Source organism: Bacillus sp. FSL K6-2944, from assembly GCF_038005385.1.
Classification (GTDB): Bacteria; Bacillota; Bacilli; order Bacillales; family Bacillaceae_G; genus Bacillus_A; species Bacillus_A cereus.
This window is the reverse complement of record NZ_JBBOTE010000001.1, coordinates 1,747,452-1,760,218: the sequence shown is the minus strand read 5'-3', so window position 1 is coordinate 1,760,218 and position 12,767 is coordinate 1,747,452. Positions and strand designations below refer to the sequence as shown.

The following is a 12,767-nucleotide window of genomic DNA, read 5'->3' as shown; positions in this document are numbered from 1 at the left end:
GTCATTTTTTATTCATATACTGGAATTAATTTTCATAATGCGGAAAATAGGAGGATTTATATGTCAAAGTGGCAATCAAAAGAACAATTGGTTCAATTATTAAGCAGTCTTGTTGAAATTCCTAGTATTACCGGTTCAGAAGCTGAAGTAATATTGCCAGACTTTGTTGTGGAACAATTATCTGACTTACAGTATTTCAAACAAAACCCGCACCATTTGCAAAAAAATCCGACAGGGGACGGACGATATTTTGTTACAGCACTAGTAAAGAAAAGCGATAGTACAAAAAATACTGTAATTCTAGTAAGTCACTTTGATGTTGTAGATGTACAAGATTACGGAATATGGAAAGAAGATGCATTTAATCCTAAAAAGTTAACATCTATGTTTTATTCTCATAAAGATGAACTTCCAGACCATGTACGTGAAGATATAGAACATGGAGAATGGCTGTTTGGTAGAGGAACAATGGATATGAAATGCGGTCTAGCATTACAAATGGCAATGATTGAGCAAGCTTGCGAAGAAAGATTTGATGGGAATGTTCTTTTATTGGCTGTACCAGATGAAGAAGTAAATTCTGTAGGGATGAGGGCCGCTGTTCCGAGACTGTTAGATTTAGCAAGAGAGCATAACTTAGATTATAAAACGGTCTTAAACTCAGAGCCTATGTTTTCAAGACATCCTGGTGACCAAAATAAGTATATTTACACTGGCTCTATTGGTAAAGTGTTACCTGGTTTTCTTTGCTACGGAAAAGAGACACATGTAGGTGAACCTTTTGCAGGGTTAAATGGGAGTTATATGGCTTCATTAATAACAGCAGAATTAGAGTTAAACACAGACCTTTGTGATATTGTAGAAGGGGAAGCGAGTCCTCCGCCAACTAACTTACTTCAAAGGGACTTAAAAGAGGATTATTCTGTACAAATTCCGCATCGTGCAGTTACATTATTTAATTTGTTTTTATTAGAAAAATCAATGACAGATGTAGTTTCATTGTTACGTCAAAAAGTAACGAAAGTAGCAGAGAAAATAGAAGAGTCGTATGAAAAACATGCATATCGTTTTTCTAAATATAATCCATTTATACCACCTAATCTCAAAGTAAATGTATTAACTTATGAAGAGCTTATCACATATGCAATTGAGCAACATGGACGAGGAAAAATAAATCATATTCAATCTAATATTATAAAAAATAGAGGAGATAAAGATGATCGTGCGGTAACCATTGATTTAGTAGATAAATTAGCGATTTTATGTAAAGAAAAGGCACCGATGATTGTACTTTTCTTCGCTCCGCCGTACTATCCAGCTGTGAGTTCACGCAACAATCCTTTAATAAAAGAGGTAGTTGTAGAAATGGAAAAGTATGCACACTACAATCATAAAATTACATTTGAAAACCAAAATTATTTTGGGGGGATTTCAGATTTAAGTTATGTAGGCTTGCAGTATCCACTGGATTCAATGAGTTCGCTTGTAGACAATATGCCATTATGGGATAAAGGTTATTCAATTCCGCTTCAGGAATTAGAAGAGTTTGATGTTCCAGTATTAAATATGGGGCCGGTAGGAAAAGATGCACATCAATGGACAGAACGTCTAGATGTAAACTACGCATTTGAAACGCTATTAGATATGTTACCGAAGTGCATTGAAAAATTATTAGTTTCTAATAAAATTACACAATCATAGTAGGGAATAGGTAAGGGATAAAACAGAACCTGTAAAGAAGATTTGAATAAAATTATTTTAATATAATTAAAACTGAAACGGCCAAACTCAATTATATATGAGTTTGGCCGTTTATCATGTAGTGAATTTCTAATTAAATTCATATGAATTCATAGCTAACGCGATCTCTTTTACAGTTTTACTTTTTAGTTTGACCAGATAGTTCAACAGACTTTTGCGTACAACGCTGCATAGCTGAAATAATCGCTGTTCTCAGTCCTTTTTCCTCCAATGTTGCTACAGCTTCTATTGTCGTTCCGCCAGGAGAACAAACCATATCTTTCAATTCACCTGGATGTATTCCTGTTTCTAGTACCATTTTTGCAGAGCCTAACACAGCTTGAGCAGCGAATTTATATGCTTGATTTCTTGGCATACCATCTAGTACAGCAGCATCTGCCATCGCTTCTATAATCATATATACATAAGCTGGTGAAGAACCACTTACAGATGTTACAACATCCATTAATTTTTCACTTACGATCTCTGTTTGACCAAAACTATTGAAAATGTTTAGTACATCTTCTAAATCTTTTTCTGTCACCATTTCATTCGGGCATAATGCAGACATTCCTTCTCCAACAAGAGCAGGAGTATTAGGCATTACCCTTACAACCTTTACTTTTTTATTAAAGGCATTTTCAGTACTTTCAATACTTTTCCCAGCAGCGATCGTAACGATGATAGCATCGTTTTTGATTATTTCTTTTATTTCATTAATTATTGACGCGTATAGGTCTGGTTTGATTGATAAAATTAAAATATCAGCATTTTTAGCTACTTCATTGTTGTCGGTAGTTGTAGTTAGCCCATATTTTTCACTAGCATTTTTTAAATTAGCAGTGTTTAAATCTGAACAAATAATTTGATTTGAAGACACTATATTTTTGTTTATCATTCCGCCAATCATAGCCATTCCCATATTTCCGCAACCGATGAATCCAATTTGTTTATCCATAATAACTCAATCTTGCTCCTTTTATAATCAATTATATCTGTTTGATATTATTTTCTTAGAATAAGAATAACATCCCTGTGCAATATAAAGAAACATTCTAAGAGAATATATTCCTTTTTGCAACACTAAAAGATAAAAATTAATTATATTCGACATTATGTAAATATATACACTATAATGTAAGGTTTTATGTTTATGAATATGAGTTAAACTTATATCATTTTGTATTTTCATTCAGTAGGGCGATAATTTCATACAAATAACTTGCGGCTCTATTTATTTTTAAAAATACCTCTTGACACCGAATCGAACTATATCGCATAATATAAAAAAATTAGATTGAAAATCGTTGAAGGGAACTAGTACATATGTCTTCTTGCGAAAGAGAGTGGAATTCACCGGCTGAAAGATTCCTCGTATAGAATATATCGAACCTATCCCTGAGTCTTAAATGAAAGTTTAGGCGTTCGCCTGCGTTATAGGCACCAAGTGGATATCTATGTATATCAATTAAGGTGGTACCGCGGAACAATGACCGTTTCGTCCTTTTTATTTTATTAAGGGCGAAGCGGTCATTTTTATTTTGCTCTTAAATACCTCATTGCAGCATTGATGAGAATAGATATAGTTACAAAGTGAATGAAGTGTAATTTATAAAAAACTTTGATTTTAGACTTGGGGGATAAAAAAGTGAAAAAACAACGAGTTGTTGTAAAGATTGGGAGTAGTTCCTTGGCAGATAGTCACGGAGGCATCTCTACAGAACAGCTTTCAGATCACGTTGCCGCATTGGCTCGGTTGAAAGAAGATGGGCACGAGGTTGTGTTAATTACATCTGGAGCCGTCGCTGCAGGTTTTTCAGCGCTAGGATATCCTAGCAGACCTGTAACGATTAAAGGGAAACAGGCTGCAGCAGCTGTCGGACAAAGTTTGTTAATGCAGGCGTACACGGAGGAATTCCGTAAATATGGCATCGTTACTGCGCAACTTTTGCTGACGAGGAGTGATTTTTCTAGAAAAGAACAATATAGTAATGCTTACGCTACGTTAGGAGAATTATTAAACCGCTCCGCTCTTCCAATTATTAATGAAAATGATTCCATCTCTTTAGAGGAGCTGACGTTCGGTGATAATGATATGCTGTCAGCTTTAGTAAGCGGGCTTGTTTCGGCGGATATGCTTATGATCTTTACGGATGTGAACGGGTTATATGACAAAAATCCTCAGAAAAATCCGGATGCAAAAAAATATTATTTTCTTCCTGAAGTTACGGAAGAAATTTCTTCTCTTGCAGGAGATGCTGGCTCAAAACTTGGGACTGGCGGTATGAAATCAAAAATCGACGCTGCAAAGACAGCGCTCTCTCTTGGTGTGAGTGTATTTATCGGAACAGGGCGTGGACAGGAAAAGTTTGTAGATGTTTTGAAGGGTAAGGGTGATGGAACGTATGTTGGTAATGCTCCTCAAAAAGAAATGAAGATGAACAAGCAATGGATTGCCTTACATTCGCTTGTTAGCGGACAAATTGAAGTAGATGCTGGGGCAGCTACTGCCATCATTCAGCATGGTAAGAGTTTACTTCCAGCTGGTGTTACGAATGTATCAGGATTTTTCCAAGTGGGTGAAGTTGTAGAGGTTGTAACGCAACAAGGGCGCGTAATAGGAAAAGGACAATGCACATATAGTGCAGAGGAACTAATAGATGTAAAAGGTATGCAAAGCCAAGATATTCAAGTAAGAGGCGAGAGACATAGTTATGAAGTCATCCATAGGGATCATTGGGTTTCACTTTAAAAAGGAGGAAATAAAAATGAATGAAGTGTTGGCAAAGGGGATAAAAGCAAAAGAGGTTGCTAGAGAGCTTGTGCTTAAATCTACAGAGCAAAAAAACGAAGCACTTTCCGCAATAGCTGATCAGTTAATATTAGAAACAGCTTATATTTTAGAAGAAAACAAGAGGGATATTGAAGAAGGTAAGGCAAAAGGATTTTCTGATTCACTCCTTGATCGTCTTCTGCTAACTGAAAATCGTATTATTGATATGACAGAGGGGATTAAGCAGCTAATTGAATTACGTGATCCTGTAGGAGAATGTGTAAGTGCATGGGAAAGGCCAAATGGACTATCTATTCAGGAGATGCGCGTACCACTTGGTGTTGTCGGGATGATTTATGAGGCAAGACCGAATGTAACTGTTGATGCTGCTACAATTTGTTTAAAAACAGGAAACGCAGTAATACTACGTGGTAGTTCTTCTGCTATCCATTCTAACAAAGCCATCGTTAGCGTTATTCACCGGGCGCTTAAGCAAACTAGCTTGCCTTCAGAAAGTGTACAGCTCATAGAAGATACAACGAGAGATAGTGCAAAACAGTTGTTTACATTGAACGAGTACTTGGATGTTCTTATACCAAGAGGCGGTAAACAATTAATTGATACAGTAGTGAGAGAAGCGTCTGTTCCAGTACTTGAAACAGGTGCGGGGAATTGTCATATATTCATTGATGAAACAGCAGATAAACAAATGGCGTTTAATATTATTATAAATGCAAAAACACAGCGTCCATCTGTATGTAATGCAATTGAGACGATTGTACTTCATGAGAATTGGGCAGAGCAATATGGTAGCGAGTTGTTTTCTTCCTTGAATGAAAGAGGAGTGGAGCTACGTGGTGATAATAAAGCAGTGGCGATTGATTCTTCTATCTTACTTGCGACAGAAGAAGACTGGGAAACTGAGTTTTTATCTCTCACACTAGCAGTGAAAGTGGTTTCCACTGTTGAAGAAGCGATTCATCATATAAATACGTATGGATCTATGCATTCTGAAGCAATTATTACTGAAAACGAGGAAAACGTCAGCAAGTTTTTTACTTCTGTAGATGCCGCGGCACTTTATCATAATGCATCGACTCGTTTTACAGATGGATCCGAATTTGGATTCGGAGCGGAAATTGGTATCAGTACACAAAAGTTACACGTAAGAGGACCAATGGGGCTTCCAGCATTAACTTCTACAAAATATGTGATTCGTGGAAATGGACAAATTCGAAAATAATAATAAAAGACACTCAATTGGCTTGGGTGTCTTTTATTATTAAAATTAATTACCATACAAATAGCCCAACGAGCATAGCACTTAATAAAGAAACAGCCATCCCGCTAACAAGAAGCTTCCAAACATTTTTACCGATGACTGATGATTTTTCTCCGCCAAATAATGAATTGTAAGTTCCGTAAATCATACCTACTGTACTAAAGTTAGCAAAAGAAGCTAGAAATGTCGTTGCAACCGCAACCGTATGCGGTTGTAGCGACTTTAAGTTTGATTTTAAATCCATCATTGCAACAAATTCATTCGTCGTTATTTTGATCCCCATTAATTCAGCTACATACATAGCATCACTGCCTGATAAACCGAGTAAAAATGCAAAAGGACTAAAGATAATGGAGAAGATTTTTTGAATTGTTAACCCCGTTACAAAAAATCCTAAAATCCCATTTAAACATGCTGTTAAAGCTACATAACCAATTACCATAGCTAAAATAACGATAACCATATTCATCCCAACTAACATACTGTTTGAAATAGTAGAAAAGAAATCCTTTTTTTCATGTTTTGAAGGTGTGTAAACAACGTCTTCTTCTTTCGAAACTTCCACAGGATTTAATACATTGGCTAAAATTAATGCGTTAATACAGTTTAATGGGATTGCGCTGAAAATATATGTTGCTGGAACCATTGATAAATAAGCACCAAGAATGGATCCGCTAACGCTACTCATACTCATAATTCCAAAAGTTAATAATCGATTTTCTTTTAAAACAGATAATTGATCACGAACAACCGCAAGTGCTTCGGTGTTTCCTAAAAACATCATTTGAATCGAAAAGAAACTTTCTAACTTTGGTAAACGAGAAATCTTTGAAATAACTGCACCTACTTTATCAATAATCCAAGTTAAGATTCCGAAATAAGAAAGAATATCGAAAAAAGTAATAACAAAAATGATAGGAAGTAACGCACTAAAGAAGAAATCAATGTGCTGACTTTCCATAGCTGAAGGAAATGCAAATCGAATACCTTCATTCGCACATGCTAGTAGCCAACTGAAAAATGACGCAATTTTATTAATGATAATACTGCCGAGCTTTGTGCCTAACATAAACCACGTAATAAAAAGCTCCAATAGGATGAGAATTACAATCGGTCTCCATTTTATATGTTTTTTATTAGGCGAACATAAGAAAATGATTAATATGACAACGAAAATCCCTAACATATTCAATATGAAATGCATGTCAACAACTCCTTGAGAGTTATTATTTGTATATAAAAAAGCATCTATTCTTCCAAATTTGGATTATGATTAGAAGTTATGTTAGGAATCAATGTATTTTAATTTGCTTTATTTTGAGCAATCGCAGTAATTATCGAACAATTAGCTGTTTTCAATTGTTTTGTTGGATATTAAACGTATGCGATTTTAAACATCGTTTATTCCGCATTAACGGGCAGTAAGATTTTTACCTCAAAATTCAAGGAAAGCAAAGAAGTGAGGTGGGGATGGGCTGCCCGCAAAATCCCGATTGGTAAGAGCTGATTAAAATTTCACTTTATAAATAAGAACGGTGAGTTGGCCATGAACCTTGAAGTTTCCGAAGCTGTATAATTTGTCCTGTATGATAAGCATCATGCAAAAGGATATTCATATATTGTTGCCAAACTGGTAGAGAAGGACTTAGTTGATCTAGTTCTGCTTCTTGAAGGGCGGTTAATGAAGATTGTAAGGCATCATGTACTTGAAGCGTTCGCTTTACGGTTTGCTGCCAAGCGGCATCATCATTAGGTCCACCTTGGATAAACGTCTCATCATTATTTTGTGGAGCAACAAATGTGTCGTCTTCATGTAAACGGGAAAGTAGGCGTTCTTTAAAGATTAATAAATGGTTCACATTTTCCCAAATCGTATTACTGGCAGCACCTTCTGGTTGCCAACATGCTTGTTCAACCGTAAGATTCTTTAACGCTTCTGATATTGGTGGGTACCATTCTTCTTCGTAAAAAACTTGTTGGACTCCATTTTGCAACATTTCTTTTCTTCCCATTCGTATAGCCTCCTGTTCATTTTTCTTAATAAAACCAATTCTCTTTTCTCTTCAATAAACCTTTTCTATAGTTGCACAAGAGGGTGAAAGACAACTTATAACAGAGCCATTAAAAAACTTCTTTTTAATATGATACTTAATAATCAAGGCTTTAATTGAGTCAGAATGAAAAAAAGTATAAACCTTTCTCTATTTGCTCATGGATTAGAGTTTTTTTGAAGTCGCAAAATAATTCTAAAAATATAGAAGGTTAAATTCGATAAAAATAGAATTTGATATATAGCAAACAAGGAGGGGATAAAAATGGAGGTCTATCACATAACGAGTAGAAAGAGGGAAACTTATAACGTTCAAGTGAAATATTCGATACTTTTCGAATGTGCGCTTGGCATTGCAGCAATTACTCATAAGAGGTTAATTGATACACTTGAAAAGAGTCAAAATGAATGGGAAGAAATTAAGAAATCATTAACAGAAGAAATGAGAGAGCACTTACAATTTGTCGAAGAAAATAATACGTGGAAAGCATTGCTTCAGTTGTTGTATGAAGAAGACATACAGGGTGTATCGCAGTTTCATGCTAAAATCGATTCACTTTCAGAAGAAGATTTGAAGTATACATGTTTACCGTTTTTAGGGGAGAAATATGAGAAAAAAAGACGTTTAGCCGCAAGTAGAGATGGAACTGCAATACATGAACTAAAGGAATTAACACATGATCATCAGTTTTTCTCTACGTACATTCGCTTTATATGTGATGTAGATGTACAGGTGCTGAAATCTCATTTAATCGCTGTAATGACAGGGTGGTATGAGAGTGTAATTAAGAGTGAGGAAGAAGAAATACTTTCTATATTAAAACGAGATTATGAAGCAAAAAATGAAATGAATAAAAAGATGAAGCCGGAAGAGTTTGTCGAGTGGGCGACTGGCGGAGTGAACTATATGCCAGAGCCAAGTGTTCATCACGTACTTCTTATTCCGCAAATGACGTACAGACCGTGGAATATTGAAGCAGATATTGATGATACGAAAGTATTTCATTATCCAGTTGCGAATGAAAGTATTCATCCTGAAGATCCGTATGAACCGAATTATTTTTTAGTTCAAAAACATAAGGCTCTTGGAGATGAAGCGAGATTGCGAATTGTAAAAATGTTGTTTGAAAAAGAACGTACATTACAGGAAATAACGGAAAGATTGCAACTCGGTAAATCGACTGTACACCATCATTTGAAATTGTTACGTGCAGCGAAGTTAGTTGATATACATGACGGAAAATATGTATTAAGAAAGAAAGCAGTACAGTCTTTAGCGAAAGAATTAGATATGTTTTTGAATAGATAATTAACAACGAGAATGTACATAAAGGGAGGAATATAAAAGAAAAGTTGGTGTGTGAAATTGAAAAATATATTGAAAAATCGTTCGTTCTTTTTTATGTGGATTGGTAGTGCAATCTCTGAATTAGGAGGGGCTTTCGGAACGTTATGTAATTCAATTCTAGTATATGAGTTAACAGGATCAGAAATGGCTTTAAGTAGTATGTGGTTATTATATTTCATCCCATCACTCATATTGCAATTAATAAGTGGCCCATTTATTGATAAATGGAGCCGGAAGTGGATTATGATATTTTCACAATGGATACGAGCGTCCGTATTTTTATTACCTTTGGTGATGCTAGTTTCGGGTAGTATAGAAGTTTGGCACATTTATGTTGTTCAAATTGTAGTGGGACTTATTACACCACTTTATACACCTGCAAGTCAAGCAATTACACCGAGCATTGTAGGGAAAGAACAACTTCAAGATGCAAATGCGTACATTGATGGAATGACTCGCCTTATGATGTTTCTTGCGCCAGTATTAGGCGGAGTAGTCATTCATTTGATTGGAACAGAACTTACATTATCTTTCGTATGCATATGTTTATTTGTTAGTGGCACTTTCTTATTTTATATAAAAGAAAATAGAACGTCGCAACCTATTCGGAAAACGTGGCTAGAACAGTTTTTTCACGGTTTTACATATTTTTTCACAAAACCAATCATCGTTTGGCTCGGTATATTTCTTACTTTCGTGCAGTTTGGAGTAGGGGTAACGATGGTCACAAATCTTCCTTATATAAAAGACGAGCTGTCAGCGGGATATGCAGAGTACGGTTATTTCATGGCAGGTTTTCCACTTGGCTACGTAATTGGCTCAGTATTAGTCGGAAAAGTAACATATAAAAGCCGGCGTATACTTATGCTTGGAGGATTGTTTATAGGGGGACTCACATACATTTCATTAGGATTCAATCATAGTATTATCATTGCAATAATAATTGAAGTAATAGCAGGGATTTGTATTGCATTTTTCAATGTTCATAACACGACAATATGCCAACAAACCGTCCCAAATAATATGATAGGACAAGTATTTTCAGTGCGTTTATTTTTTATACGATCCGCTATGCCATTAGGTGTGTTAGTAGGGGGGATATTGAGTGAAATGTGGGGAGTAAGAGCGCTATATGTAATCATCGGTGCAATTATATGTGTTACATCTTTAATAGGGATGTTACTTCCATATTTCAAATTTTTAGATGAGGCGATAGAAAAGAAATCAGCATAATTCAAAAAATTAAAACTTTACAATTGAAAATAATTATCATAATCAATTATAATAGAAGAATACTAGTATTCGTATAACAAAGAGGGAGTGGGATATATGTTTATCGAAACGAAAACATTTACAGTAAAAGAAGGTACATCAAATATAGTTGTAGAACGTTTCACTGGAGAAGGTATTATTGAAAAATTTGAAGGCTTCATCGATTTAAGTGTTCTCGTGAAAAAAGTAAGACGCGGCGACGAAGAAGTTGTCGTAATGATTCGCTGGGAATCTGAAGAAGCATGGAAAAACTGGGAAACAAGTGAAGAACACTTAGCTGGACATAGAGCGGGCCGTGGTAAACCAAAGCCAGATCATATTATTAATGTGGATCATGCAGTTTATTATGTGAAATCATCGAAATCGGCTTATCAACAGTCGTAATATATAAGTAGAGGATACATGTTGTAGAAGCAATCATGTATCCTCTTTTTTATGACTGGGGGGATGGGAATGATAGGAAATCTTTCATACATTTAAAAAAACGTTCTAGGCTATGGAGAAAAGTATTAGACTTATAAAGCATAGTCTTAGACGGAACGCTTGAATATCTTACCTTTCATATTTAAGTGTTATGAAAATGAGTCTACATACCCTCTGCTTAAAAGGAGATGAGTGAATGAAGTTAAATCATTTGAATTTATGTGTTGATGATTTATCAGAAGCGAGACATTTCTTTGAAACATTTTTTGATTTTCAATTTTTAGAGCAAAAGGGAAAGGCATTATTAGTAATGAGTGATGAAAGTGGATTTATACTGGTGCTGAGCGATCCAAAAGCATTTAAGGGAAATAAGGAAGTGATGTATCCTGAAGCTTTTCATATTGGTTTTTTAGTGGATACTTCAAATGAAGTTGATCAAGCGTATAATCGTTTAGTAGCAGGCGGCATTGAAATAGATAAGGAACCTTATTCGATGCGAGGTAGTAGTTATGGTTTTTATTTTACAGTATTTAATGGCTTATTAATTGAAGTGTCTTGTCTTGATTATAGAGAAGGTAAGAAAGTTTCAAAGCTTAATAGCGATCAACAAGAGTAATCATTTGAAGGTGTATAAAATTTAAGTATGTATCATATTAGAAGACGGATTATGAAAGTTTCACTGTAAAGTAAAAAAGACAGACTAATAAATAGTCTGTCTTTTCACATTAATTCTTCACATCATCATAAAGTTCAAGTGCCTCTTTCACATTCAATCCATTTTTCACAATGCCATGTATTGCTTGGATCATCGCAGCTGGGTGCTCGGATTGCCATATGTTTCGGCCCATGTCTACTCCAATTGCTCCTTCTTGCAATGCATTGTACGTAATGTTTAATGCGTCTTCAATTGAATCTAGTTTTGGGCCGCCCGCGATGACGACTGGGGCAGGGCATGTGCTCGTTATTTTTTCGAATCCTTCGCAGTAATACGTTTTAATAATATCAGCACCCATTTCAACACATACGCGGGAAGCAAGTGCTAGAAAGCGAGCTTCACGTTTTTGTAATTCCTTTGCGACTGCGGTAATGCCGAGTACTGGTAGGCCGTAATCATGAGCTTCAGAAACTACATTTGCGAGATTTGTAACAGTTTGTGTTTCATAGTCTGATCCGACAAAAACAGAAACGCCAACGCCAATTGCGTTTTGCTTCACTGCTTCTTTTACAGGTGTAACAATTGTTTCATTCGCTAAATCTTTACCGACGACAGTAGCGCCACCAGATACACGCATAACCATCGGTGTGCTGCAGTTTTCAGGAATGCAGGAACTAAGTACACCGCGTGTTAAAAAGAGGGAGTCTGTATACGGAAGTAAGTTTTTAACTGTTTCAAGTGGTTGTTCTAGCCCGTGAATTGGCCCTAAAAAGTAGCCGTGATCTATTGCTAACATAACCGCTCTACCATCAGGTAAAATTGTATTTAATCGATTTTTAAATCCCCAAGTCATTCAAAATCACTCCTTCGTTAATGTTGGATTTTCCGTTTGTACCGTATCTTTATTTGGTAAATGTGGTGACTTTATAAAAACAGCTTTAAAAGGTTTGTCAGAATGGTTAATCAGATAGTGAGATTCATGAGGGCGAACTTGCAGGACATCACCTTGTTTAATCGGAACTCTTTCGTTATTTACATAGAAGTCTATTTCACCTTCTAATGCATAAAAGACCTCTTCGCACGTCGTATGATAATGGTTTTGAAACTCCTGGCCCGGTTGAATGACAACAAGGCCAAGATCAATATTTGGCCCTTGTATTAAATATTTCGGCCCGTTATCACCGAAGCGATAGGAGAAGTCATTTTCATTCGCTTTTAACATAC

At 35.7% G+C, this 12,767-nt stretch carries 12 protein-coding genes and 1 other annotated feature; of the genes, 7 read left to right on the top strand and 5 right to left on the bottom strand.

Annotated elements, in window-relative coordinates:
* Window positions 1-60: 60 nt before the first annotated feature.
* Complete coding sequence (locus tag MHH55_RS08955; protein WP_078186905.1) at window positions 61-1,701, top strand: M20/M25/M40 family metallo-hydrolase; 1,641 nt, start codon at window positions 61-63, stop codon at window positions 1,699-1,701.
* Window positions 1,702-1,879: 178 nt separating this feature from the next.
* Here the strand turns inward: MHH55_RS08955 and proC are convergent, their stop codons facing one another.
* Window positions 1,880-2,698, bottom strand: a complete 819-nt coding sequence (gene proC, locus MHH55_RS08950) for a pyrroline-5-carboxylate reductase (protein WP_000360723.1) — start codon at window positions 2,696-2,698, stop codon at window positions 1,880-1,882.
* A 340-nt stretch (window positions 2,699-3,038) separates the two neighbouring features.
* Window positions 3,039-3,249 (top strand) — a binding site (T-box leader).
* 139 nt (window positions 3,250-3,388) lie between these two features.
* Between proC and proB the strand changes: the two genes are divergently transcribed.
* Window positions 3,389-4,492 (top strand): glutamate 5-kinase, encoded by a 1,104-nt coding sequence (gene proB, locus MHH55_RS08945; RefSeq protein ID WP_078186906.1) that lies wholly within the window; start codon window positions 3,389-3,391, stop codon window positions 4,490-4,492.
* A gap of 16 nt (window positions 4,493-4,508) precedes the next feature.
* Entirely contained in the window at window positions 4,509-5,756 is a 1,248-nt protein-coding gene (locus MHH55_RS08940) for a glutamate-5-semialdehyde dehydrogenase (protein WP_025687458.1), read from the top strand.
* 49 nt (window positions 5,757-5,805) lie between these two features.
* Here the strand turns inward: MHH55_RS08940 and MHH55_RS08935 are convergent, their stop codons facing one another.
* Window positions 5,806-6,999, bottom strand: coding sequence for a NupC/NupG family nucleoside CNT transporter (locus tag MHH55_RS08935; RefSeq protein ID WP_000545479.1), 1,194 nt, complete (start codon window positions 6,997-6,999; stop codon window positions 5,806-5,808).
* Window positions 7,000-7,315: 316 nt separating this feature from the next.
* Window positions 7,316-7,807, bottom strand: coding sequence for a DinB family protein (locus MHH55_RS08930; protein WP_000532733.1), 492 nt, complete (start codon window positions 7,805-7,807; stop codon window positions 7,316-7,318).
* A gap of 303 nt (window positions 7,808-8,110) precedes the next feature.
* Here MHH55_RS08930 and MHH55_RS08925 point away from each other — a divergent pair, with 303 nt between their 5' ends.
* The 4 genes from MHH55_RS08925 to MHH55_RS08910 all read left to right on the top strand — a co-directional run bounded on the left by MHH55_RS08925 (window position 8,111) and on the right by MHH55_RS08910 (window position 11,504).
* Window positions 8,111-9,154 carry an ArsR/SmtB family transcription factor gene (locus tag MHH55_RS08925; RefSeq protein ID WP_017673827.1) on the top strand — a complete coding sequence of 348 codons (1,044 nt, stop codon included), beginning with the start codon at window positions 8,111-8,113 and terminating at the stop codon, window positions 9,152-9,154.
* A gap of 51 nt (window positions 9,155-9,205) precedes the next feature.
* Window positions 9,206-10,426, top strand: a complete 1,221-nt coding sequence (locus MHH55_RS08920; RefSeq protein ID WP_000769173.1) for an MFS transporter — start codon at window positions 9,206-9,208, stop codon at window positions 10,424-10,426.
* A gap of 96 nt (window positions 10,427-10,522) precedes the next feature.
* A complete protein-coding gene (gene hmoA / locus MHH55_RS08915) occupies window positions 10,523-10,849 on the top strand; it encodes a heme-degrading monooxygenase HmoA (RefSeq protein WP_000469498.1) in 327 nt (108 codons plus the stop codon).
* Window positions 10,850-11,084: 235 nt separating this feature from the next.
* Window positions 11,085-11,504 (top strand): VOC family protein, encoded by a 420-nt coding sequence (locus MHH55_RS08910; protein WP_000773073.1) that lies wholly within the window; start codon window positions 11,085-11,087, stop codon window positions 11,502-11,504.
* Between the two features lie 109 nt (window positions 11,505-11,613).
* Here MHH55_RS08910 and lsrF read toward each other — a convergent pair whose 3' ends face one another.
* Together lsrF and MHH55_RS08900 are read right to left on the bottom strand one after the other, a co-directional pair.
* Complete coding sequence (lsrF, locus tag MHH55_RS08905; RefSeq protein WP_000219782.1) at window positions 11,614-12,396, bottom strand: 3-hydroxy-5-phosphonooxypentane-2,4-dione thiolase; 783 nt, start codon at window positions 12,394-12,396, stop codon at window positions 11,614-11,616.
* A 6-nt stretch (window positions 12,397-12,402) separates the two neighbouring features.
* Complete coding sequence (locus MHH55_RS08900) at window positions 12,403-12,765, bottom strand: cupin domain-containing protein (protein WP_000909986.1); 363 nt, start codon at window positions 12,763-12,765, stop codon at window positions 12,403-12,405.
* Window positions 12,766-12,767 lie beyond the last annotated feature (2 nt).